Source organism: Ruegeria sp. CDSA241 (assembly GCF_059611265.1).
The window spans coordinates 233,505-255,109 of the sequence record NZ_JBXWPF010000001.1; the positions used below are offsets into that span (position 1 = coordinate 233,505).

The 21,605-nt window shown below is 56.0% G+C and carries 26 protein-coding genes; 13 read left to right on the forward strand and 13 right to left on the reverse strand.

The genetic code is table 11. From position 1 onward, the window contains the following. Positions 1 to 113 precede the first annotated feature (113 nt). Positions 114 to 1,499, reverse strand: a complete 1,386-nt coding sequence (locus AC2FJV_RS01145) for a 1-acyl-sn-glycerol-3-phosphate acyltransferase (RefSeq protein ID WP_142635515.1) — start codon at positions 1,497 to 1,499, stop codon at positions 114 to 116. Positions 1,500 to 1,628: 129 nt separating this feature from the next. Between AC2FJV_RS01145 and AC2FJV_RS01150 the strand changes: the two genes are divergently transcribed. From AC2FJV_RS01150 to deoD, 3 genes are all read left to right on the forward strand, one after another. Continuing rightward, entirely contained in the window at positions 1,629 to 3,611 is a 1,983-nt protein-coding gene (locus tag AC2FJV_RS01150; protein WP_281995289.1) for a protein meaA, read from the forward strand. A 125-nt stretch (positions 3,612 to 3,736) separates the two neighbouring features. After that, a complete protein-coding gene (locus AC2FJV_RS01155; RefSeq protein WP_281995213.1) occupies positions 3,737 to 4,054 on the forward strand; it encodes an H-NS histone family protein in 318 nt (105 codons plus the stop codon). A gap of 17 nt (positions 4,055 to 4,071) precedes the next feature. Then, a complete protein-coding gene (gene deoD / locus AC2FJV_RS01160; protein WP_496712142.1) occupies positions 4,072 to 4,782 on the forward strand; it encodes a purine-nucleoside phosphorylase in 711 nt (236 codons plus the stop codon). Positions 4,783 to 4,821: 39 nt separating this feature from the next. Here deoD and AC2FJV_RS01165 read toward each other — a convergent pair whose 3' ends face one another. From AC2FJV_RS01165 to AC2FJV_RS01175, 3 genes are all read right to left on the reverse strand, one after another. Further along, positions 4,822 to 5,019, reverse strand: coding sequence for a hypothetical protein (locus AC2FJV_RS01165; RefSeq protein WP_496693582.1), 198 nt, complete (start codon positions 5,017 to 5,019; stop codon positions 4,822 to 4,824). A gap of 50 nt (positions 5,020 to 5,069) precedes the next feature. Then, the gene (locus AC2FJV_RS01170) at positions 5,070 to 5,210 is read right to left on the reverse strand and encodes a hypothetical protein (RefSeq protein WP_496693581.1); all 141 of its coding nucleotides are present in this window, start codon (positions 5,208 to 5,210) and stop codon (positions 5,070 to 5,072) included. A gap of 136 nt (positions 5,211 to 5,346) precedes the next feature. Further along, positions 5,347 to 6,126: a succinate dehydrogenase iron-sulfur subunit gene (locus tag AC2FJV_RS01175; protein ID WP_496693580.1), complete on the reverse strand. Its 780-nt coding sequence runs from the start codon at positions 6,124 to 6,126 to the stop codon at positions 5,347 to 5,349. 254 nt (positions 6,127 to 6,380) lie between these two features. Here AC2FJV_RS01175 and AC2FJV_RS01180 point away from each other — a divergent pair, with 254 nt between their 5' ends. Further along, positions 6,381 to 7,352 carry a glycosyltransferase family 4 protein gene (locus tag AC2FJV_RS01180; RefSeq protein WP_496693579.1) on the forward strand — a complete coding sequence of 324 codons (972 nt, stop codon included), beginning with the start codon at positions 6,381 to 6,383 and terminating at the stop codon, positions 7,350 to 7,352. After that, complete coding sequence (locus tag AC2FJV_RS01185) at positions 7,345 to 8,211, forward strand: FkbM family methyltransferase (RefSeq protein ID WP_496693578.1); 867 nt, start codon at positions 7,345 to 7,347, stop codon at positions 8,209 to 8,211. The genes AC2FJV_RS01180 and AC2FJV_RS01185 overlap by 8 nt, the downstream gene beginning before the upstream one ends. Before the next feature lie 78 nt (positions 8,212 to 8,289). Here AC2FJV_RS01185 and sdhA read toward each other — a convergent pair whose 3' ends face one another. The 8 genes from sdhA to AC2FJV_RS01225 form a co-directional block, all read right to left on the reverse strand. Then, positions 8,290 to 10,098: a succinate dehydrogenase flavoprotein subunit gene (gene sdhA / locus AC2FJV_RS01190; RefSeq protein WP_496712144.1), complete on the reverse strand. Its 1,809-nt coding sequence runs from the start codon at positions 10,096 to 10,098 to the stop codon at positions 8,290 to 8,292. A gap of 25 nt (positions 10,099 to 10,123) precedes the next feature. Next, positions 10,124 to 10,495, reverse strand: a complete 372-nt coding sequence (locus tag AC2FJV_RS01195) for a succinate dehydrogenase, hydrophobic membrane anchor protein (protein WP_142635498.1) — start codon at positions 10,493 to 10,495, stop codon at positions 10,124 to 10,126. An 11-nt stretch (positions 10,496 to 10,506) separates the two neighbouring features. Beyond that, positions 10,507 to 10,890 carry a succinate dehydrogenase, cytochrome b556 subunit gene (gene sdhC, locus AC2FJV_RS01200; RefSeq protein ID WP_142635496.1) on the reverse strand — a complete coding sequence of 128 codons (384 nt, stop codon included), beginning with the start codon at positions 10,888 to 10,890 and terminating at the stop codon, positions 10,507 to 10,509. Positions 10,891 to 11,089: 199 nt separating this feature from the next. Next, the gene (locus tag AC2FJV_RS01205; protein WP_142635494.1) at positions 11,090 to 11,752 is read right to left on the reverse strand and encodes a DUF1194 domain-containing protein; all 663 of its coding nucleotides are present in this window, start codon (positions 11,750 to 11,752) and stop codon (positions 11,090 to 11,092) included. Between the two features lie 50 nt (positions 11,753 to 11,802). Further along, positions 11,803 to 12,831, reverse strand: a complete 1,029-nt coding sequence (locus AC2FJV_RS01210; protein WP_496688975.1) for a MaoC family dehydratase — start codon at positions 12,829 to 12,831, stop codon at positions 11,803 to 11,805. Beyond that, positions 12,831 to 13,037, reverse strand: a complete 207-nt coding sequence (locus AC2FJV_RS01215) for a DUF1737 domain-containing protein (RefSeq protein WP_142635490.1) — start codon at positions 13,035 to 13,037, stop codon at positions 12,831 to 12,833. Before AC2FJV_RS01215 ends, AC2FJV_RS01210 begins: the two co-directional genes overlap by 1 nt. Before the next feature lie 12 nt (positions 13,038 to 13,049). After that, complete coding sequence (locus AC2FJV_RS01220) at positions 13,050 to 13,604, reverse strand: NnrU family protein (RefSeq protein ID WP_496688977.1); 555 nt, start codon at positions 13,602 to 13,604, stop codon at positions 13,050 to 13,052. A 6-nt stretch (positions 13,605 to 13,610) separates the two neighbouring features. After that, positions 13,611 to 14,468, reverse strand: a complete 858-nt coding sequence (locus tag AC2FJV_RS01225; protein ID WP_496712146.1) for an HpcH/HpaI aldolase/citrate lyase family protein — start codon at positions 14,466 to 14,468, stop codon at positions 13,611 to 13,613. 171 nt (positions 14,469 to 14,639) lie between these two features. Here AC2FJV_RS01225 and AC2FJV_RS01230 point away from each other — a divergent pair, with 171 nt between their 5' ends. Then, entirely contained in the window at positions 14,640 to 14,939 is a 300-nt protein-coding gene (locus tag AC2FJV_RS01230; protein ID WP_271948426.1) for a hypothetical protein, read from the forward strand. Here AC2FJV_RS01230 and AC2FJV_RS01235 read toward each other — a convergent pair. Beyond that, positions 14,936 to 15,691 (reverse strand): sulfite exporter TauE/SafE family protein, encoded by a 756-nt coding sequence (locus tag AC2FJV_RS01235; RefSeq protein ID WP_271948427.1) that lies wholly within the window; start codon positions 15,689 to 15,691, stop codon positions 14,936 to 14,938. The genes AC2FJV_RS01230 and AC2FJV_RS01235 overlap by 4 nt on opposite strands. A gap of 161 nt (positions 15,692 to 15,852) precedes the next feature. On the opposite strand from AC2FJV_RS01235, the gene mdh reads away from it, so the two are divergent. From mdh to AC2FJV_RS01270, 7 genes are all read left to right on the forward strand, one after another. Then, a complete protein-coding gene (gene mdh / locus AC2FJV_RS01240; RefSeq protein WP_142635480.1) occupies positions 15,853 to 16,815 on the forward strand; it encodes a malate dehydrogenase in 963 nt (320 codons plus the stop codon). A gap of 69 nt (positions 16,816 to 16,884) precedes the next feature. Beyond that, entirely contained in the window at positions 16,885 to 17,733 is an 849-nt protein-coding gene (locus AC2FJV_RS01245; RefSeq protein ID WP_496712148.1) for a putative nucleotide-diphospho-sugar transferase, read from the forward strand. A 216-nt stretch (positions 17,734 to 17,949) separates the two neighbouring features. After that, positions 17,950 to 19,143, forward strand: coding sequence for an ADP-forming succinate--CoA ligase subunit beta (sucC, locus tag AC2FJV_RS01250; protein ID WP_496712150.1), 1,194 nt, complete (start codon positions 17,950 to 17,952; stop codon positions 19,141 to 19,143). A gap of 214 nt (positions 19,144 to 19,357) precedes the next feature. Beyond that, complete coding sequence (locus AC2FJV_RS01255) at positions 19,358 to 19,606, forward strand: hypothetical protein (RefSeq protein WP_281972548.1); 249 nt, start codon at positions 19,358 to 19,360, stop codon at positions 19,604 to 19,606. Between the two features lie 72 nt (positions 19,607 to 19,678). Beyond that, positions 19,679 to 20,560: a succinate--CoA ligase subunit alpha gene (gene sucD / locus AC2FJV_RS01260; protein WP_058273535.1), complete on the forward strand. Its 882-nt coding sequence runs from the start codon at positions 19,679 to 19,681 to the stop codon at positions 20,558 to 20,560. A 204-nt stretch (positions 20,561 to 20,764) separates the two neighbouring features. Further along, the gene (locus tag AC2FJV_RS01265; protein WP_142635470.1) at positions 20,765 to 21,013 is read left to right on the forward strand and encodes a hypothetical protein; all 249 of its coding nucleotides are present in this window, start codon (positions 20,765 to 20,767) and stop codon (positions 21,011 to 21,013) included. Positions 21,014 to 21,040: 27 nt separating this feature from the next. Continuing rightward, complete coding sequence (locus AC2FJV_RS01270; protein ID WP_425595585.1) at positions 21,041 to 21,583, forward strand: DUF805 domain-containing protein; 543 nt, start codon at positions 21,041 to 21,043, stop codon at positions 21,581 to 21,583. The last annotated feature ends 22 nt before the right edge of the window (positions 21,584 to 21,605 follow it).

Consider the following 21,605-nt stretch of genomic DNA (forward strand, 5'->3'; position numbering starts at 1 on the left):
TGGCCTCCTTATTTCTCATTCCTGTTTGCCGCGATGCAGAAGCGCTTGCGTTGGATGATGAGATATTGGCCTGAAGGAAATAATGCAATAGATTTTGCATCATTTTTGTAATTTTATGACCCAGCGCCTGCAGAAACTTCTTTCGCTGCCGCAGCATCAGGCCAGCCGTCGCCAATCGGGGCTGAGGCTGCATAGTAGTCGAGCAGATCAACCCTTTGCCCGGATTGAGATATTTTCCCACCTTCTCGTTTCAGAATTCTGCGTTCGACCAGCTGATCCAAGGCAGCTGAAACCGCGGACTCATCCTGATCACCCAAAGTTCCGTCACGTTGCAAAAACCCGGTGATCAAGCTTTTAAGCTCGTCTTCGGGCATTTCTCCTTTGGTGCGAACCAGCCAGCACGCTGCAGGAACAGGCGCCTGCGGAATCGCTTCTTTGATCCGTTGCATGAGTTCGCGCGCGAGATCAGTCATCACATCGTCATGGGCGGTGCGGAATTCCTTCAATGAGATAGGGTGACCATATCGCACTCCAGCAAATCCAAACCGCTGGTAGCGACCGGTCAGACGCCTGCCTATCTGTTTCAACATCCACCCAGTTATAACCCCGATTCGGGCACGAAATTGCCTTTGATTGCCAAGTGCGGCCTTGGTCAGGATCGTATCTTCAAGAACCCGGTCATAGTTTAGCGCAACGGGAACAAACACCACATCCGCCCCATCCACCCTGGCACCATCGATTATGTATTTCAAAAGCCCCAGCTTGGGGCGTGCCATGGCCCCCGTCAGGCTCAGCCCGCCTTCAGGGAACATGGCCTGTGTAACACCGGCATCGGTGGCATGCCGGACATAGCAGGCCAATACCTGACGATAGAGTTCGCTGCCGGACTTGCGGCGAATAAAATAGGCCCCCATCGCACGAATCAACCGACTGAGCGGCCAAACACGCGCCCATTCGCCAACAGCATAAGACAAAGCCGATTGCTGGGCCGCCAGATAGGTGACCAGCACATAATCCATGTTGCTGCGGTGGTTCATCACAAAAACAACTGTCGCATTTGGATCAATATCTTTCAGGGCATCTTCATCCTGATAACTAAGCCGTACATCATAAAAGGCGTTGCTCAGAATCCGTGCCAACCGGATGGCGATACTGAAATAGGCAACGGCGGAAAAAGAAGGCACGATCTCGCGCGCATACCGCTGGGCCTGCTCAAAGGCGACCGCTTCGGGAATGCCTTCTTCACGTGCGTGCTGCTGCACGGCCTGCCCTACCTGAGGATCATAGATCAGACGTTGAATCATATCGTGGCGTCGGGCCAGCTTGAACGGCTGTATCGGGCGCTGCAGGCGCGTGTTCAGGCGTTTGACCGCGCGCTCCAACCTACGGCGAAAAAACCACCGCACTGACGGAAACAGAAAATGCGAGGCCAGTGTGACCGCGGCGAATACCAGGATCAACAAAAACAGCCAAAGCGGAAGTTCCACGGTCTGTGTCATAAATGCACCCTGCCACCAATCGCTGCATCCCACAATCGGCACAACCGGTAATGCCGCGGCGCAGCGAATTGACATGTCCCGAAAATTGCGCTTTAGAACCCATGAACGTAATTTTCTTGCCCACCCGCAATACGAGGCCCAGTTATGACGCAGACGCAGAAAGATCGCCCCTGGCTCATCCGAACCTATGCCGGTCATTCCACCGCCAAAGCGTCCAACGCGCTGTATCGCGGGAATCTGGCCAAGGGTCAGACGGGTCTGTCAGTGGCCTTCGATCTGCCGACGCAAACCGGCTATGACAGCGATCACACGCTGGCACGCGGCGAGGTTGGTAAAGTGGGTGTGCCGATCAGCCATCTGGGCGACATGCGGGTTTTGTTCGACCAGATCCCGTTGGAACAGATGAACACGTCGATGACGATAAACGCCACGGCTCCTTGGTTGCTGGCGCTCTATATTGCGGTTGCCGAGGAACAGGGCGCTGATGTCTCTAAACTGCAGGGCACGGTTCAGAACGATCTGATTAAGGAATACCTGAGCCGCGGAACGTATGTCTGCCCGCCGAAACCGTCGCTGAAGATGATCGCCGACGTGGCCGAGTATTGCTATACCAACGTGCCAAAATGGAACCCGATGAACGTCTGTTCCTATCACCTGCAAGAGGCTGGCGCGACGCCCGAGCAGGAACTGTCCTACGCCTTGGCAACAGCGATTGCAGTTCTGGATGAGTTGCGCCCACGGGTACCGGCCGAGGATTTTCCGGCGCTGTGTGGCCGGATTTCGTTCTTTGTGAACGCCGGCATACGATTTGTTACCGAAATGTGCAAAATGCGGGCTTTTGTCGACCTTTGGGATGAGATTTTGCAACAACGCTATGGCGTTGAGGATCCCAAATTCCGCCGCTTTCGCTATGGCGTTCAGGTAAACTCGCTGGGTCTGACCGAGCAGCAGCCTGAAAACAATGTCTACCGCATCTTGATTGAGATGCTGGCCGTAACACTGTCGAAAAGGGCCCGCGCCCGTGCGGTGCAATTGCCCGCCTGGAACGAGGCGCTGGGATTGCCGCGGCCCTGGGATCAGCAATGGTCGATGCGGATGCAGCAGATTCTGGCCTATGAGACCGACCTGTTGGAATATGGCGATCTGTTTGATGGCAACCCGGCTGTTGATGCCAAGGTTGAAGAGTTGAAAGAAGGCGCGCGTGCGGAGCTGGCAAACCTGGATTCGATGGGCGGCGCTGTCGCTTCGATCGAATACATGAAGTCACGCCTGGTGGATTCGAACGCAGAGCGCCTCAACCGGATCGAGCGCAACGAGACCATTGTGGTCGGCGTGAACAAATGGACCGAGGGCGAGCCCTCACCCCTGGAAACCGAAGACGGCGGCATCATGGTCGTTGATCCGGCAGTAGAGCAGGAACAGATCAACCGCCTGAACGAATGGCGCACCGAACGGGATGGCGCGGCAGTTGCAGCAGCGCTGGCCGCTTTGCGTGAGGCCGCACAATCCGGTGCGAATGTAATGGAGCCGTCAATCGTCGCCGCCAAGGCTGGCGTCACCACCGGCGAATGGGCCGAAGAGATGCGCAAAGTCTATGGCACATATCGCGGCCCGACCGGCGTTTCCGGCTCGGTCTCAAACAAAACCGAAGGGCTGGAGGACTTGCGCTCGGCCGTTGACGCGGTCAGCGACAAGCTTGGACGTCGCCTGAAATTCCTGGTCGGGAAACCCGGTCTGGACGGCCATTCAAATGGCGCTGAACAGATCGCCTTCCGCGCCCGCGATTGCGGCATGGACATCAGCTATGACGGCATCCGTCTGACACCCGAGGAAATTGTGGCCGCCGCAATCGAGGACAAAGCCCATGTGATCGGCCTGTCAATTCTGTCCGGCAGTCACATTCCGTTGGTTCAGGACGTTCTGAACCGTCTGCGCGAGGCGGGCCTGAACGATGTTCCTGTTGTTGTCGGTGGCATTATCCCAGATGACGATGCTGAAAAACTCAAAGCGATGGGTGTGGCCAAAATCTACACGCCAAAAAACTTCGAGTTGAATGCAATCATGGGCGACATAGTTTCCTTGGTTGATCCGCAAAACCTGGCCGCTGAATAACCGCCGATTTGCCACCCATTTTCCCCGTATCTATCGCCTTCGCAAAAGGGATAGATAATGGATACTTTTAGAACTACGGTGACTCTTCGGGGACATTGTAATTCGGTAACATCAGGGGAATGTAAATGGGAATGAATCTCGAAAAGATGACGCGCAATGAACTGTTGGAATTGCGTGCCAATGTAGATGTGGCGCTGAAAGCAGCCGAAAGACGTGATAGGAAAGAGGCTTTGAAAGCTGCTCAGAAAGCCGCAGCGGAATTTGGGTTTTCCCTTTCCGAACTTTCTGATGGGTCCTCGAAATCCCTTAAGATTTCGAAAACAAAAGCAAAATACCGAAATCCATCCAACCACGATCAAACCTGGTCGGGGCGCGGTCGCAAGCCGCATTGGGTACACGAAGCTTTGAAAGCCGGAGCGGATATTTCGGATATGGAAATCTGAATGGAATTGATAACGAAATGACGATTCATATAGGCGCCGAAAAAGGCGAAATCGCTGAAACAGTTCTTTTACCCGGTGATCCTTACCGGGCAGAATGGGCGGCAGAAACTTTTCTGGATAACGCCAAACTGGTGAATGACGTGCGTGGCATGTTGGGCTTCACCGGAACCTGGAAAGGTAATCCGGTCACGATTCAAGGCAGCGGTATGGGAATGCCCTCGCTGTCAATTTACGTGAATGAATTGATCCGCGATTTTGGCGCCAGAACTTTGATCCGTATTGGGTCATGTGGCGGGATGCAGGACAGTTTGAACATTCGTGATGTCATTTTGGCGATGACTTCGACCACGCTCAGCACGCCGTCTCGGGGGATCATGAAAGAGCTCAACTTTGCACCTTGCGCGGATTGGAGCCTGTTGCAGGCCGCCTTTGAGGCTGCGGCAAACAAAGGAACACCAACTCATGTTGGCGGGATTTATTCCTCGGATGTGTTCTACGATGAACGTCCCGATCTGAACGAACAGATGGTGCGTCACGGCATTCTGGGCGTCGAAATGGAAGCCGCCGAACTTTACATCCTGGCCGCGCGCCACAAGTGCCGGGCCCTTGCCGTGCTGACTGTTTCCGACCACTTGCTGACAGGAGAAGCTCTGCCATCGTCCGAACGTGAAAGCAGCTTTGGCGACATGGTTGAGATCGCACTTCAGGCGGCGTTTCCAAAGGCTTAGCAAACGGGTTGGGGCAGGGTCGACCCTGTCCCGCATCGGCTATCCACCGGTCGATCCCTTTAAACACTGCTTGGGACTTTCCGCCCCATCGGTCTGAGCACCGCAAAACGAGCAGACCCATTGCCCTTCTTTTCGGTGCTGGCGCCAGCGGCATTCACGTGTCAGTGACGAAGTGCGGGCGCGCCACAGAAAATAGGCGAATACGGCGGCAGCAAGAAGCAGAAGAATAACAGGCATTCTCCTGCTTTGCTGATCAGTCGGTTGTTTTCAAGCCCTGCAATCGCAGATCAGGCAGCATTTGCGTATTCGAACAGCTCTGGCATCCGCTCTGAAGTGGGGATTACCGTTTCTGGCGTATAATAGGCCCATGCCTGTTCCAGAAATTCCAGGGCTTCGGCGGCATCAGCGGAATTGGTTTTGGTTCTCATCGGAGTGATCCCATTGTGACATAATCACTCCTCCCTGAGCCGAACATAGGACAGGCTGCAGGCGTTCACACCACATATTCTTGCAAATGGGAATTGCACCTGCCGCAACACAGCAGGCACGTGGATCAAGTCCGCCTCACACCGTGCGTTCGACCATCAACTTTTTGATCTCGGCGATTGCCTTTGCAGGGTTCAGACCCTTCGGGCAGGTTTTGGCGCAGTTCATGATCGTGTGGCAACGATACAGCTTGAACGGATCTTCCAACTCATCCAGGCGCTCACCCGTTGCCTCATCTCGACTGTCAATGATCCAACGATATGCATGCAGCAGAGCCGCCGGGCCAAGATAGCGGTCGCCATTCCACCAATAACTTGGGCACGAGGTCGAGCAGCTGGCACACATCACACATTCATAAAGACCATCCAGCTTTTTGCGGTCTTCAATGGATTGCTTCCACTCTTTCGCAGGCCGGTTGGTCTTGGTTTCTAGCCAGGGCATGATGCTTGCGTGCTGGGCATAGAAATGGGTCAGGTCCGGAATCAGGTCCTTGACCACAGGCATATGGGGCAAAGGATAGATTTTCACATCGCCCTTGATCTCATCCATGCCATAGATGCAGGCCAGCGTGTTGATCCCGTCGATATTCATCGCACAGGACCCACAAATGCCCTCGCGACAAGACCGGCGGAAGGTCAAGGTTGGGTCGATCTCATTCTTGATCTTGATCAGCGCATCCAAAATCATCGGACCGCAGCTGTCCATATCGACGAAATAGGTATCCACCCGGGGATTTTGACCGTCGTCAGGATTCCAGCGATAGATCTGGAACTTGCGCACATTCGTCGCGCCCTCTGGCTTGGGCCATGTCTTTCCGGTGGTAATCCGAGAATTTTTTGGCAGGGTGAGTTGTACCATTTCCGACCTCGCTAAATTCCCGTGTATAGATACACGCTGCAAGTGCGAAAGCCAACCATTTAGCCTTGAAAACAGTCAATAAAGATGGGTGATTTCACCTTTACATTGAGCTTATGTGCGTGGAGTCTGCACCCGAGAAAGCAAAAGCTGAGTGCCGTATGCAGACACGAGTATTGAATATTCCCTACGGCACCAAAAACCCCTACCAAAACATGATGTACAGCGCATGCGAGCCAGAGTTTTCTCTAGCTGCAATGAAACAGCTGAACTTTGCAGAGATTGCGAAACCAGAGTTTCAGACCGAACACGGAATCCTGCATATCCAATGGGATGACAGGCTGTTTCCGATCAAGGATGGTGAAGATCCCGCGAACAACGCTCTGTTTCAAGATGCCGTGTCGGGACTTGAGCTGTATAAATCAAACGGTGGTCGCGTCATCTGGACCATTCACAATCGCGCCGCGCATTCAGCGCGTGAGGGCAACGATGGGTTTCACGCGGCGCGACGCAAGTTGGCAGAGCTGGTCGATATGATCCATGTCCATACCCCAAACGCGCGACAACATATGATCGCCCAATATGACGCGGAACCGAATAAGATTTGCCTGATCCCTCACCCAAGCTATCTAGGCGTTTATGAAAGCGCTGAAATCACGCTTGCGCGCCTGATGCAACCACGCGATCAGACCCATTTTTTGACCTTTGGCGCGATGCGCGGAAACCGCGAGTTGGACCGGCTTCATTTCGCCATCCGGAAGCTAACCAACAGGGGTTTCGACTTTCATATGTCAGTGGTAGGCCGAGTCTTCCGGCCCAGTCGGCGATTGGTACGACGGCTGGACGCCATTTCAAACGTAACCGTGATAGGCGAACGCGTAGAAGATGAGGCTATTCCGAGTGTTTTTTCCCAAGCTCACGCCTATGTTTTGCCATCTACACAAACCTTCACCTCTGGAACCGCAATGCTTGCCATGACCTTCGGCTTGCCAGTTGTCGCTCCGGACATTGAACCCCACCGGCAGACGACCCCGGAATCCTGTCATGATCTACTGTATCCGGCACAAAACCCTCGAGGACTGATCCGCATGATGATGAAGGTGATGGAAATGTCCGATTCAGAACTCGCTGAAAAACGTAGGGCGTGCTTCGAATTCGCTCAGGAACGCGCGCCAGAGCGGATCAGCCGCAAGTTGGCCGAAGCGCTTACGGTTCTAAGAAATGGATAATCTTTTCAGCGCCCGCATTTCTGCTTTGTACGATCTTCTGGATTTGAGCAGTTTTGTACGCATTGCCGATATTGGCGCCAATCCAATGCGCCATGACGCCCCTTACCGTGATTTGCTAAAGAACGACCTCTGCAATGTCGTCGGTTTTGAACCTCAGGAAGACACGATGAAAGAGGTCGTCCGCAATAAAGGTGCAAATGAAGAGTATTTCAACTTTGCAGTCGGAGACGGCAAACCGGCCTTGTTGAATATCTACAAGGGCTCGGGCTTGACATCCTTGCTGAAAATAAGGGAAAAAACACTTCTTTACCTACGTGGCCTACGCAATGCTGCAAGGCAAATTGGCAGTATGGAGATGCAAACCCAGCGGCTGGATGATATCGCAGGTTTGGGTCCAGTGGATTTTCTGAAAATTGACATTCAGGGTGCCGAACTTTCGGTGTTTACCTCGGCGGAAAACACGCTGAAAAATGTCGCCGCCATACAGACCGAAGTATCGTTTTTTCCATTGTACGAGAATCAGCCAGGTTTTGGCGAGGTTGACACATTTCTCAGAAAATTGGGGTTTTTGCCCCATAGTTTTGCGCATATCGAGAACAGGCTGGTCGTATCGAAATGGTCGGGAGTTCTTTCGGACTTTGAATCGACACAAATGCTGGACGGGGACATTATCTATCTCAGGGACTTGTCTGATCCTGCAGAGCTGAACAGCCAGATACTAAAGCGACTGGCAATTCTAACCGAAGGTGTTTTTGGGTTCACAGATGTCAGCCTGAAAATTCTCGACATATTGGCACAGCGTCAGGAAATCTCTGAAGCCGATGTGAATCAGTACATTGAAACATTCATCTCGCCATAGCCGATTGGCTAAGTACAGATATTACTGACCCATAGAATTTGAGCAGTCCGGTGGTTGGTCGCGGACTGCCCAATCACATCAGAAAGTCCGCGCCTTGGGCGCGATTTTCTTCAGACTGATTCCGCCTTCTGCTTCGGTGCTCAGCGGATCGACGATCACCGGGCGATAGCTGAGGTTCACTTTATTACCATCCACGCGGGACACCGTGTGAACGCGCCAGTTTTTGTCGTCGCGTTCGCTGAAATCCTCATGCGCATGGGCACCACGGCTTTCCTTACGCGCTTCGGCACCGACGATGGTGGCCAGCGCACTTGGCATCAGGTTGGTCAGTTCCAGCGTTTCCATCAGATCGCTGTTCCAGACCAACGAGCGGTCGGCGACTTTCAGGTCGTCCATCTTGGCGGCAATCGCCGTCATCTTTTCAACACCTTCGGCCATGGTTTTGGCGGTGCGGAATACGGCCGCGTCAGCCTGCATGGTCTTTTGCATCTCAAGCCGCAGATCGGCGGTCGGGATCGCTCCGCTGGCGTTACGGACGGTGTCAAAGCGATCAAAGGCTTTGTCGACCGACCCCTGGTTCAGAACCGGGTTGGCGCTATCGGCATCCACAACCTTGCCGGCCCGGATCGCCGCCGCGCGGCCAAAGACCACCAGATCGATCAGCGAGTTTGAGCCCAAACGGTTCGCCCCATGGACCGAGGCGCAGCCAGCCTCACCCACAGCCATCAGGCCCGGGACCACGGCGGTTGGGTCCTTGGCGGTAGGGTTCAGAACCTCACCCCAATAGTTGGTCGGGATACCGCCCATGTTGTAGTGCACGGTCGGCAGAACCGGGATCGGCTCTTTGGTCACGTCCACACCGGCAAAGATCTTGGCGCTTTCGGAAATACCCGGCAGACGCTCGGCCAAAGCCTCGGCAGGCAAGTGGCTAAGGTTCAGGTGGATGTGGTCGCCCTCTGCACCCACACCGCGCCCTTCGCGGATTTCCATAGTCATTGAGCGCGAGACATAGTCGCGCGGTGCCAGGTCTTTGTACTGAGGCGCATAGCGCTCCATGAACCGTTCGCCTTCGGAATTGGTCAGGTACCCGCCCTCACCCCGCGCCCCTTCGGTGATCAGACAGCCCGAGCCGTAGATGCCGGTCGGGTGAAATTGAACGAACTCCATATCCTGCAGCGCCAGACCCGCGCGGGCCACCATACCGCCACCGTCACCGGTGCAGGTATGGGCCGAAGTGGCGCTGAAATACGCCCGGCCATAGCCGCCGGTCGCCAGCACCACCATCTTGGCGTTGAAGACATGCATGGTGCCATCGTCCAGCTTCCAGCAGACGACACCCTGACACTGTCCGTCGTCGGACATGATCAGGTCGATGGCGAAATATTCGATGTAGAACTCAGCATTGTTTTTCAACGACTGACCATAGAGCGTGTGCAGGATTGCGTGGCCGGTCCGGTCAGCAGCGGCACAGGTCCGCTGAACCGCGGGGCCTTCACCAAATTCGGTGGTGTGGCCGCCAAAGGGACGCTGATAAATCTTGCCTTCCTCGGTCCGGCTGAAGGGCACACCGTAATGCTCTAGCTCATAGACCGCCTTGGGTGCCTCACGTGCGAGGTATTCCATCGCGTCGGTGTCGCCCAGCCAGTCCGAGCCCTTGACCGTGTCGTACATATGCCACTGCCAGTGGTCAGGACCCATATTCGACAGCGACGCCGCGATGCCGCCCTGCGCGGCAACCGTGTGTGAGCGGGTCGGGAACACCTTGGTCACGCATGCCGTACGCAGACCCTGTTCCGCCATACCCAGCGTTGCGCGAAGACCTGCACCACCTGCGCCTACGACAACGACGTCGTATTCGTGGGTTTCGTATTCATATGCTGCTGTCATTGTTCTTATTCCTTACCGCGCATCATCACAGGGCGAGTTTCACCAGGGCGAACAGCCCCGCAACCATCAGCGTGTAGCCAAACGCCCACATCGCAACCAGCGTCACTTTTTCGGCGACACCATGGATATAGTCTTCGATGGCCTCCTGCGCTTCGTACATCAGCTGCAACAGGGCAACGATCAGTGTCAGCGCGCATACGATCGCCGGGAAGGGGCGACTGAAATAAGCCAGAACCTCTTCGTAGGTTCCGCCCAGACCGGCACCAAATGTGAAGATGAAGAGAGGAATCAGAACAGTCAGGATCATGGCCCGGACCATTGTGTTCCAATGTGTTTGGGTTCCGGATTTGCCCGCTCCCAGACCCTCGGCGCGTTTACGGTCAGTCAGGTATCGCATCGAACGTCTCCTTAAACCACAAGAACGGTGATGATGGTCAGGATCGTGGCACCAACGAACATGCCCCATCCCAGCTTTTCAGATAGATCGACATCCAGGCAGTAGCCGAAATCCCAAAAGACATGACGCAACCGGCCCAATGTGTGGTACCACAAACCCCAGGCCGCTCCGGTCATGACAAGATCACCGAACCAGCTGCGCAGAAACCCGTCTATGCCTGCAAAGGCCGCCTCAGAGGTTGCCGCCGCCAACAGCCACCACACCACAAGTGCTGCGATTGCGAACACGGCCAATCCAGTCATCCGAACCATGATCGACGACAGAGACGTCATCTGTGGGCGGTAGATGCGGATATGCGGTGAGAGCGGGCGGTTGCCCCGATTTACATCGCTCATGGCGGCTCCTTTTCGGTTGGCTTCCGAAGGTTTTACTGGTTTTTGCGACACTGTCACGTGCTGCAGCTGCAAAAAAGCTCAGAATTCGCGCAAAATGACAGATTAAGCGATAAAGTGATCACACAAAATATTCTTGTGATCACAAATCAAATCAGACGAAACAGATGTTAGCGCCTGCAGCTCCGAATCCCTGCCACACTTATTTCAGACCGGCCGTTTGCTGGGTCACTTCCCGCAACAGTTTCTTTCGGATGCGGGCCGGATAATCCTCGAACCCGGCCGCCGAAACGACAAACGCTCCCTCACCTACAATGACGTTCTCAAAGAAATAGGCCGTCAAGTCGGGTTCGCTTTCCTCGATGGCGATGGCATTTACCGTGACACCTTTTCCACGCAACACATCGTGAATCTCGGACGGTTCAACACCTTCGTTGGAAACCCCATCACCCGAAATATCAATCAGGTGCCGTTTGCATTCGGTTACCTCGCTGAAACTGGACATTGTGGTCTCAAGCGCCTCACCGATTGCAGTCGAAAAATTGCGCCAGACTCTGGCATCCGCAGCCACCTGTCTGGCGAAGCTATCTATGGCTTCAAAGCTATCCATATGTGTCCAGGGGATCGTCACCTTCTGACGAGAGGCTCCGGTCCATTGGACCAGCATCAACCGCGCATTCCCGCGCACCAGCGCCTCGGAGACGATGGGGTCACGCAATCCAGCGGCCAGGCCGTCCATTTGTATGCGGTATTCGTTCGAATCCACCGATCCCGAGACATCAACGGCCAGAGCCAAAGCAAGATCACACGCCTCGGCGGTCGGGGCCAGAAAGAAACAGGCGACGAAAGAGCGAAGCAGAGACATGGTTGCAGCCTAGCACGAATATTGCAAGCTGCGTTCAAATGAATGTGGGGTCAGACTGGCATCAAAGCCCAGTAGTCGAGGTCCAACAGAACGTTGGGCAGATATCGGCCATCGTCATTTTTCAACTCGAATGGCTCTCCACCCTTCGTGGCGACCAGCCGCAACCGGACCGCCCCAACGCCGGGGATGCCAGTTTCGGCTTTGTCCAGCACCTCAGACCAGGCCTTAATGGTATCGCCTGAGAAGCAAGGGTTGGCATGGGCGCCACCGTTCAACCCGACGATCATCTGCGCATTTGCCAATCCATTGAACGACAGGGTCCGCGCCATCGAGATCACGTACCCGCCATAGATAAGACGGCCTTCGGGGCGGAAGGTCAGATCGAAATGAACCTTGGCAGTGTTCTGCCAAAGCCGCGTGGCCAGCATATGCTCGGCTTCTTCCACGGTGACGCCGTCCACATGATCAATCTTTTCACCAATCGCGTAATCGCCCCACCGATGCGCCTCACCGGCCTGAACAAATTCATAGGAGGAAAAGTTCAGCCCTTGTGGCACTACCAGATCCTGAGGCTCCAGCGCCTGTTTCAACTCGGGCACCACCGTGTCCGGGGCGGGCGCGTCAGGGTTCGATTTGCGCACCATCACCCAGCGGACATACTCAATAACCACCTCATCGCGCTGGTTCAGGCCACGGGTTCGCACCCACACAACACCGGTTTTTCCGTTCGAGTTCTGCTTGACCCCAATCACTTCGGATTCCGACCGCAGCGTATCGCCGGGATAAACCGGCTTCAACCAACGCCCCTCAGCATAGCCCAGATTGGCCACTGCATTCAGCGATACATCAGGGACAGTCTTGCCAAACACCACGTGAAACGCCGCCAGATCATCGATCGGGCTTTGCGGCAGGCCACAATTCCGGGCGAACTCATCCGAGGAATACAGAGCATGACGCGCCGGATAGAGCGCATGATACAACGCCCGTTCGCCATCGGTCACGGTGCGAGGCACCGCGTGGTGCAGCACTTGCCCTACAGAATAATCCTCGAAGAAACGGCCCGGATTGGTTTTTGCCATTATTGCTGTCCCAGTTTCATTTCAGGGGAATAGTCGGTCGCAACCTCTTTGGTCACGGCCTGCGCACAACGCATCACGTTGTTTGCAGTGTCAAAGGCATAGGACGGGTCGCCATACAGCTCCCACCCTTTTGCCAGCGCGTCCGACACTTTGTGACAGAAGGCTGCGGTGTCTTCCTCGGTCAGCAGACGATAGAGTGTTGCCATGTTGTCAAACCTTTATGAACCAAACGGCGACGGGCCGACCAACCCGTGAATATAGCCGATAATGCCCAGCAGAACGATCGACGCGACAAAGAACATCGCATCCTTGCCGTAAGTGCCCGGCTCGCCCGGTGTCCAGTCCGGCTCGGATTTGTTGATCACGATCACTTCGACCACCGCCCAGGCCAGCAAGCCGCCGAACAGGACGATTGAGGCCAGATCACCATTGACCAGCAAATGCGCAAAGGCCCAGAGCTTCATGCCGCCCAGCATCGGGTGACGCAGCTTGTTCAGCAGACGACCCTTTTGGCCTGCGGGGCTCATCATATAGATAGCGATCAGCACCAGCAGGTTGTTGACGTGGATCAGAAAGGTCGGCGGCGACCATATTGGGATGAAATCGGTCATGCGATAACCGAAGATCATCAACAGGATTGACGCCAGCAGCGCCAGCGCCACCGCGCCCGCACCGCCTTTGCCCATCGCCGCGCGCTGGTCCGGCATCACGCGTTTGAACAGATGTGCGGCCCACCAGAGCGCCACACCAAGAATCAGAAGAACAAAGCCCATGCTGGCTTACCCCGCTTGCAAAGCTGAAATCGCCTCTGCTTTTGCCAGAGTTTCACGGGCGGTTGCAACGTGCAGGTTTTCCACGATCTTGCCATCGACGACCGCGACGCCCTGCCCTTGTGCTTCGGTCTCTTCAAAGGCGGTGATCTGGCGGCGGGCCAGATCGATTTCCTCATCCGATGGGGCGAAGGCGTCGTTGGTGACATCGACCTGTGCGGGATGGATAAGGGTCTTGCCGTCAAAGCCCATATCGCGGCCCTGCGCGCATTCGGCCGCCAGGCCTTCGCTGTCCTTGAAGGCGTTATAGACGCCATCTACGATGATCAGCCCCTCGGCCTTCGCGGCTAACAGGCACAGGCCCAGCGACGTCTGCAACGGCAGGCGGTCTGGGCGGAACCGTGTCTGCAATTCCTTAGCCAGATCGTTGGTGCCCATGACGAAGCCCGCCATCTGCGGATGCGCGGCAATTTCGGCGGCGTTCAGCATCCCGCGCGGCGTCTCCATCATGGCCCATATCGGCAGCTCACCGGTTATTGCGGCCAACGCATCCACATCTGCGGCAGAATTCACTTTGGGCAGCAGAACCACATCCACGTCCATGTCCCGCACGGCTAGGGCATCGGCCCGGCCCCATTCGTTATCTAGGCCATTGATTCGTACGATCTTGACCCGCGCCCCATAACCGCCAGCAGCCAAGGCAGCCCCCAGCGTTTCGCGCGCGTTGTTTTTTTCCTCCGCCGCGACCGCATCTTCGAGGTCAAAAATAACCGCATCAACAGGCAGGTTGCGGGCCTTGTCCAACGCCCGGTCTTTGGAACCGGGAATGTACAATACGGAACGGTAGGGTCGCTGACGGGAGTCCATTGGCTTCGGCCTCTTGAAATAATGTTGCGCAGAATGGGGCATTTTCTGCAGGAAAGTTCAAGCGTAAATTTGCCGCACCGCAGCATTAACGACGCAACGTGCGTTCCTTTAACCGTATTTCGGTCTGCACCGGTCACCGTCTTGGCAGATCGCAATCAAAAGGGTTCACCGATGAGCAAGACGCTGTTCAATATGACAATGGGGCTGGGTATCATGGTTCTGGCCGCCCAGCAGGTGCAGGCTCAAAGCTGCGCCCCCCGCGACGAGGTCATAACTCGACTGGCCGAGACTTATGGCGAAACGCGTAAGAGCATTGGCATCGCCCGACAAGGTGCGGTGATGGAAGTCTTTGCCTCTGATCAAAGCGGAAGCTGGACTATTACGGTGACATTACCGGATGGAATGACCTGCCTTGTGGCTTCGGGCCAGTCCTACGAAGATATGGCCGAAGCACTGCCGCCCAATGTCTAGCTCAGGGCCTCCCAGATCAGTTTTGTTCCGGTCAGCATCAGCAAAACGTAGGCAATACCGAAGAACAGGCGTTCGGATATCATGAAATGCGCGCGCACACCTAGCCATGCACCAAGCACGGCAAATGGAGCCAGCAACAAGTCGGCCAGCGCAGTGTGCCATGTGAACAGACCCAGATAGGCATACGGAATGAATTTAGCGACATTGATGACCCAGAAGACCAGCACTGTGCTCGCCTGAAACTCGGTTTTAGACAGACGCTGCGAGATCAGATAGACGGCGGCGGGTGGGCCGCCCGCATGACTGACAAAGCTAGTGAATCCGGCGACCAACCCCGCAAGAATTCCCGCAAATGGCGGCAGGCGATTGGCAAAGCCGCGGATCCAGCCCTTTCTCTGGGCCACATGCCAGATCACGAACCCCACTGAAATCCCTCCGATCAGCAGGCGCAGAAGGTCGTCATTCGTGGCGCGATACAGCCAGGCGCCCACAGCCACACCCGGCACTGCCCCCACGATCAGCAGGCGTGAATCCGGCCAGCTCCAGCGTTTCCAATAGGGGCCCAGCGTAGCGACGTCGATTACCATCAGAATTGGCAACATCAGTGCAAGCGCCTGTCCCGGTGTCAGGATCAGTGCCAGAATCGATGACGCGGCAAACGCCACCCCCGAGCCGAACCCACCCTTCGAGATGCCGGCGAAGATCACAGCAGGGATCGCCACGGCAAAAAACATCAGGTCCATCTCGAACATGCGGCGTCCCGTAAATATGCATGAGTCACAGGCGGTTTAGCGCAATCGGTAGGAGACATGCAAACGGTATGCGGTGGCATGCCGCGCCGCAGAAGGCTTGCGCAGCGCCGGTTTTAGGACTAGCAAAACCGCGATTTCAATACCGACCGGAGATTTTCCAAATGGCCAGACCCAAGATCGCGCTGATCGGCGCAGGTCAGATCGGCGGCACGCTCGCCCACCTCGCAGCAATGAAGGAACTCGGTGACGTCGTGCTGTTCGACATCGCCGAGGGCACTCCGGAAGGCAAGGCGCTGGATATCGCAGAATCCGGCCCTTCCGAAGGGTTCGACGCCAAGCTAAAAGGCACCCAGTCCTATGAGGACATCGCAGGCGCCGACGTTTGCATCGTCACCGCAGGTGTCCCACGCAAGCCAGGCATGAGCCGTGATGACCTGCTGGGCATCAACCTGAAAGTCATGAAGTCGGTCGGTGAAGGCATCGCCGCCAACGCGCCCGATGCTTTTGTCATCTGCATCACCAACCCGCTGGACGCGATGGTCTGGGCTCTGCGTGAATTCTCGGGCATGCCGCACAACAAAGTCTGCGGCATGGCGGGCGTACTGGACTCGGGCCGTTTTGCCCACTTCTTGTCGGAAGAATTCAACGTGTCCATGCGCGACGTCACTGCCTTTGTTCTGGGTGGCCACGGCGACACCATGGTTCCTTCGGTTCGTTATTCTACCGTTGCGGGCATCCCGCTTCCCGATCTGGTCGAGATGGGCTGGACCACACAAGAGAAACTGGACGCAATCGTGCAGCGTACCCGAGACGGCGGGGCTGAAATCGTTGGCCTGCTGAAAACAGGTTCGGCTTTCTATGCGCCTGCCACATCGGCAATCGAAATGGCCGAAGCCTATCTGAAAGACCAGAAACGCGTCCTGCCCTGCGCCGCTTATTGCGACGGAGAGCTGGGTGTCGAAGGCATGTATGTCGGCGTCCCCACCGTGATCGGCGCAGGCGGTATCGAGCGTATCGTCAACATCAAGCTCAACGAAGAAGAGCAGGCCGGTTTCGACAATTCGGTCAACGCCGTGAAGGGCCTGATCGAAGCATGCAAAGGCATCGACAGCTCTCTGGCCTGATCCGTCTTATACGGTTAAACAGAACCCGGCTCACCCATGGTGGGCCGGGTCATTTTTTGGAAGATTGCCATGTCGTCTCAGGGATTTGTCATTGCCGCAAGCGGTAAGGATTACATCGAAACAGCGGTGGCAGCGGCTCGGTCGTTAAAGGTCGCCATGCCGGATGTACCGGTCGACCTGTTCACCGACCTCGAAAACATCCCGGGAACAGAAGTGTTTGACCAAATCCACATGCTGGACAAAAGCTGGTTCCGACCCAAGTTCGAAAGCCTTGTGCGGTCCCGGTTCGAAAAGACGGTCTATTTGGATGCCGATGTGCGCTGTCTGGCAGATATGTCGGATATCTTCACCGTCCTAGAGCAATTTGATATCGCGATGGTCCATGACCCTTTGCGCAACTCGGCCCATGCGCAACGTGTTTGGAAAACTCCGCTGCCCAACGCATTTCCCCATCTCAATGGCGGGCTGGTTGGAATTCGCACTTCGGACGCAGTGCTGGATTTCCTGCGAGATGTACAAGAGACTATCATCTCGGAAAACCTGACCTCAGATCAGGCGCTGATCCGCGAAAAGCTGTTTGCCAGCGCGTTGCGACTGGCAGTTCTGCCACCCGAGTACAACTTCCTCGATTATCGTCAGGCCGAGATGTTTGGTTTTCTGCACAGCGCCCCGCGCCTGCTGCATCACTACAAATTTCACAGCCGTCATGACAAGCGGCTGGACAGCGCTAGAACTGTCGCCGGTTTGGTAGGGCCCGATCTCGAACGTCATATCAACAGCCTTATCGAAGCCGACGCACAGCTCACGCCCGGCGCGTCGAAAAAGGTCCGACCACTGGCCGACAAAGGCTTGTTGGGCAAACTGCGCAAACTGGTGATGTCTGTGAAAAAGGGTATCGTCCGCCTCAGACGCGGATAGGTTAGCGCTAGCTTGAAAACGTCATATTCTATTGGGTGAATTTCCTGCCGAATCAACGCTCAATACCAGCTCAAGTTTTGTGATCACACCCTGAAAAGCTGTGATCACAAATAATGAAAATCTCCGTGAAAAACCTACTCAACATCAAAAAAGCCTTTAAACTTACCCCTTAGACACGCCTATATCGGTCAATCGTAGTCAGACGGGACAGTTTCGATGAACATTCACGAATATCAGGCCAAAGCGCTTCTTCGCAGCTATGGCGCCCCGGTTTCCGACGGTCGCGCGGTCCTGCGCGCCGAGGAAGCCAAAACCGCAGCCGGTGAACTGGATGGCCCATTGTGGGTTGTCAAAGCACAGATCCACGCGGGTGGCCGTGGCAAGGGCTCTTTCAAAGAGGCCGATGCCGGTGAAAAGGGCGGTGTCCGTCTGACCAAGTCGGTGGAAGAAGCCTCTGAAGAAGCAAAAAAGATGCTAGGCCGCACACTGGTCACGCATCAGACCGGTCCTGCGGGCAAACAGGTCAACCGCATCTATATCGAGGCCGGTTCCGGCATCGAACGCGAACTGTACCTGGCCCTGCTGGTAGACCGCCAGACCAGCCGCATCTCATTCGTCTGCTCGACCGAAGGCGGCATGGATATCGAAGAGGTGGCCGCAGCCACGCCTGAGAAAATCTTGTCCTTCTCGGTTGACCCAGCCACAGGCTATCAGCCCTATCATGGCCGCCGCATCGCCTTCTCGCTGGGCCTGGAGGGCGCGCAGGTCAAACAGTGCGTCAAACTGATGAGCCAGCTCTATGCCGCCTTCGTCGAGAAGGACATGGAAATGCTGGAGATTAACCCGCTGATCGTCTCCGACAGCGGCGACCTGAAAGTGTTGGACGCCAAAGTCAGCTTTGACGGCAACGCGATGTACCGCCACCCTGATATCGCCGAGCTGCGCGACACGACCGAAGAAGATTCCAAGGAACTGGAAGCCTCGAAATACGACCTGAACTACATCGCACTGGATGGTGAGATCGGCTGCATGGTCAACGGTGCCGGTCTGGCGATGGCGACGATGGACATCATCAAGCTCTATGGGGCTGAGCCTGCCAACTTCCTCGACGTCGGCGGCGGTGCGACCAAAGAGAAAGTCACCGAGGCGTTCAAGATCATCACCAGCGACCCGCAGGTCAAAGGCATTCTGGTCAACATCTTCGGCGGCATCATGCGCTGTGACGTCATTGCCGAGGGCGTGGTCGCCGCAGTGAAAGAGGTCGGCCTGCAGGTTCCGCTTGTTGTGCGTCTGGAAGGCACAAATGTTGAGAAAGGCAAAGAGATCATCAACACCTCGGGCCTGGACGTGATCGCGGCAGACAACCTGAAAGACGGTGCCGAGAAGATCGTGAAGGCGGTTAAGGGGTAAATTCGTGGGTCTTTTCAGTAAGCCACTGTTGTTTGCAGGCGCACTGCTTAGCTTGGCCGCCTGTCAAACAACAACTGAGAGCACGTCGCCGTCGAACCCGCCAGAAATCAAGCGGTCATCAAACGCGGGTCCAGGCGCCAATCCGGTCTCGGCCGGACAAGCTACGGCGTATTTCCGCGCGCTGTGTGGTCAGGCAGAATTGGGACGCAGTGCTTTGGAAGACGCAGCGGCGGCAAATGGATTTGTCCAGAACTCGAAAACAACGACATACTTTCATCAGAAACAAGATCTTTCGGTCAAACTGACCGATACTGCCTGCTCAATTGTGTTTGTGTCCAACGAAAATCCATCAACGGTCAATGGGACTTTTAACGCTTTGCAAAGCGACTTGGGTCCGATCAGCATCCGGGACGTGGGTGTACTCGGCGGCGAACACTACTTCAGCGCACGGATCAAAGTTTGAATGGGCGTGAGCCTACAACCAATACCTTAAGGGTCACCTGACCCATCAATGGTAAAAATAGGAGAACGCCAAATGGCAGTCCTCATCGACGAAAATACCAAAGTGATCTGTCAGGGCTTTACCGGCTCGCAGGGCACATTCCACTCTGAACAGGCCATTGCGTATGGCACCAAGATGGTCGGCGGCGTGACCCCCGGCAAAGGCGGGATGACACATCTTGACCTGCCCGTGTTCAACTCGGTCCACGAGGCCAAGCATGTGACCGAAGCCAACGCATCGGTGATCTATGTGCCGCCGCCCTTCGCGGCGGACTCGATCCTTGAGGCGATTGATGCCGAGATGGAAGTGATCGTCTGCATCACCGAAGGCATCCCGGTTCTGGACATGATGAAGGTGAAGCGCGCTCTAGAGGGCAGCAAGTCACGCCTGATCGGCCCGAACTGCCCCGGTGTGATCACGCCCGACGCCTGCAAGATCGGCATCATGCCCGGCCACATCCACAAGCGCGGCTCGGTCGGCGTTGTGTCACGTTCCGGTACGCTGACCTATGAGGCCGTCAAACAGACCACCGATGTGGGTCTGGGCCAATCCACCTGCGTCGGCATCGGCGGCGACCCGATCAAAGGGACCGAGCATATCGACGTGCTGGAATGGTTCCTGGCCGATGACGAGACCCACTCGATCATCATGATCGGTGAGATCGGTGGCTCGGCCGAAGAAGAAGCCGCGCAGTTCCTGGCGGATGAGGCCAAGAAGGGTCGCTCCAAGCCGACCGCCGGTTTCATCGCAGGCCGCACGGCCCCTCCGGGCCGCCGCATGGGCCACGCGGGCGCGATTGTCGCCGGTGGCAAGGGCGGTGCCGAGGACAAGATCGAAGCCATGCGCTCGGCCGGTATCGTCGTGGCCGAAAGCCCGGCGCAGCTGGGTGAGGCTGTGCTGGAAGCGATTGGGTGAGCTGTGACTCCCTGTTGCCCATATGAGCTGAGGGCGGCGCCCAACTGCGGGTGGGTGCGAAGCACCTGCCCGTCAATTCTTTGGTTTGCCTTCGGCAAAACGGGGTGGACGGACGCTGCCCGGCGATGCCGCTGGGCAGGACTCGTTGTAGCGGTCGCCTGCTTAGGTAACCTAGCCAGCGCCGACGCATCTAGTGAAGCACCGATGGATCAATTCATCGTTCGCGCCATTCCTGGCGTCACAGGTGGCTCGACAAAAACATTGGGCGATGACCGCATCTCATTTACTTATTTGAGCATTCGTGTCGACGATGAAGAGTTGCAAGCAGCTGCCGATTTTTGGTGCTCGCAATTTGAAGGATCCGCTAGACTTGTTTCCGATACTTCGGTCGGCAGCTCACTTCTGCTATTTGAACGCCGCCAGTCAGTTTTCGACTGCCCGGTCCAAAATTAGGGGCAAGGCATGAGCCAAACAACAACCATGACCTTCTCTGACGCCATCCGCACCTGTTTCGCCAAGTTCTTCACCTTCTCAGGGAGGGCCTCGAGGCCCGAATACTGGTTCTTTTTCCTGTTCATCCTGATCTGGAGCATTATTGCCGGGATCATAGACGCGCAGTTCTTCACGCAAGTCGCTGTGACTGAGACCGAGACGTCCAGATCCGTGTCCGTCACGTCTTCGCAGCCTGTGCAGGGCATTGTTGGTCTAATCGTGTTCTTCCCGCATCTGGCCGTCGCATGGCGGCGGATGCATGATACCGGGCGCAGCGGGCTGTATGCGCTACTGCCGATCCTGCTGTTCTTTGGCGCCGGGGCCGTGATGGTCTTTGGCATCGGCCTCGCCTCGCATTTTCAGCATGGCGGCAATCTGGACATCCTGTTCACCCGCGCCACTCTGTTGATCGTCATTCCGACGCTTCTGATCCTGTTTGTGTCGCCCCTCCTGGTCCTATGGTGGCTGACCCGCCCCAGCCAGCCAGGCACCAACCAATACGGTCCCAATCCTTCAGAGGTCCCTCAATGAACCTGCTGAGCGTAAACTCTCT

Bases quoted from the DNA above. Each gene is read 5' to 3' on its own strand.
- AC2FJV_RS01145 (WP_142635515.1), bottom strand. From the start codon at position 1,499: ATGACACAGACCGTGGAACTTCCGCTTTGGCTGTTTTTGTTGATCCTG.
- AC2FJV_RS01155 (WP_281995213.1), top strand. From the start codon at position 3,737: ATGGGAATGAATCTCGAAAAGATGACGCGCAATGAACTGTTGGAATTG.
- deoD (WP_496712142.1), top strand. From the start codon at position 4,072: ATGACGATTCATATAGGCGCCGAAAAAGGCGAAATCGCTGAAACAGTT.
- AC2FJV_RS01165 (WP_496693582.1), bottom strand. From the start codon at position 5,019: ATGCCTGTTATTCTTCTGCTTCTTGCTGCCGCCGTATTCGCCTATTTT.
- AC2FJV_RS01170 (WP_496693581.1), bottom strand. From the start codon at position 5,210: ATGAGAACCAAAACCAATTCCGCTGATGCCGCCGAAGCCCTGGAATTT.
- AC2FJV_RS01175 (WP_496693580.1), bottom strand. From the start codon at position 6,126: ATGGTACAACTCACCCTGCCAAAAAATTCTCGGATTACCACCGGAAAG.
- AC2FJV_RS01180 (WP_496693579.1), top strand. From the start codon at position 6,381: ATGAAACAGCTGAACTTTGCAGAGATTGCGAAACCAGAGTTTCAGACC.
- AC2FJV_RS01185 (WP_496693578.1), top strand. From the start codon at position 7,345: ATGGATAATCTTTTCAGCGCCCGCATTTCTGCTTTGTACGATCTTCTG.
- sdhA (WP_496712144.1), bottom strand. From the start codon at position 10,098: ATGACAGCAGCATATGAATACGAAACCCACGAATACGACGTCGTTGTC.
- AC2FJV_RS01195 (WP_142635498.1), bottom strand. From the start codon at position 10,495: ATGCGATACCTGACTGACCGTAAACGCGCCGAGGGTCTGGGAGCGGGC.
- sdhC (WP_142635496.1), bottom strand. From the start codon at position 10,890: ATGAGCGATGTAAATCGGGGCAACCGCCCGCTCTCACCGCATATCCGC.
- AC2FJV_RS01205 (WP_142635494.1), bottom strand. From the start codon at position 11,752: ATGTCTCTGCTTCGCTCTTTCGTCGCCTGTTTCTTTCTGGCCCCGACC.
- AC2FJV_RS01210 (WP_496688975.1), bottom strand. From the start codon at position 12,831: ATGGCAAAAACCAATCCGGGCCGTTTCTTCGAGGATTATTCTGTAGGG.
- AC2FJV_RS01215 (WP_142635490.1), bottom strand. From the start codon at position 13,037: ATGGCAACACTCTATCGTCTGCTGACCGAGGAAGACACCGCAGCCTTC.
- AC2FJV_RS01220 (WP_496688977.1), bottom strand. From the start codon at position 13,604: ATGGGCTTTGTTCTTCTGATTCTTGGTGTGGCGCTCTGGTGGGCCGCA.
- AC2FJV_RS01225 (WP_496712146.1), bottom strand. From the start codon at position 14,468: ATGGACTCCCGTCAGCGACCCTACCGTTCCGTATTGTACATTCCCGGT.
- AC2FJV_RS01230 (WP_271948426.1), top strand. From the start codon at position 14,640: ATGAGCAAGACGCTGTTCAATATGACAATGGGGCTGGGTATCATGGTT.
- AC2FJV_RS01235 (WP_271948427.1), bottom strand. From the start codon at position 15,691: ATGTTCGAGATGGACCTGATGTTTTTTGCCGTGGCGATCCCTGCTGTG.
- mdh (WP_142635480.1), top strand. From the start codon at position 15,853: ATGGCCAGACCCAAGATCGCGCTGATCGGCGCAGGTCAGATCGGCGGC.
- AC2FJV_RS01245 (WP_496712148.1), top strand. From the start codon at position 16,885: ATGTCGTCTCAGGGATTTGTCATTGCCGCAAGCGGTAAGGATTACATC.
- sucC (WP_496712150.1), top strand. From the start codon at position 17,950: ATGAACATTCACGAATATCAGGCCAAAGCGCTTCTTCGCAGCTATGGC.
- sucD (WP_058273535.1), top strand. From the start codon at position 19,679: ATGGCAGTCCTCATCGACGAAAATACCAAAGTGATCTGTCAGGGCTTT.
- AC2FJV_RS01265 (WP_142635470.1), top strand. From the start codon at position 20,765: ATGGATCAATTCATCGTTCGCGCCATTCCTGGCGTCACAGGTGGCTCG.
- AC2FJV_RS01270 (WP_425595585.1), top strand. From the start codon at position 21,041: ATGACCTTCTCTGACGCCATCCGCACCTGTTTCGCCAAGTTCTTCACC.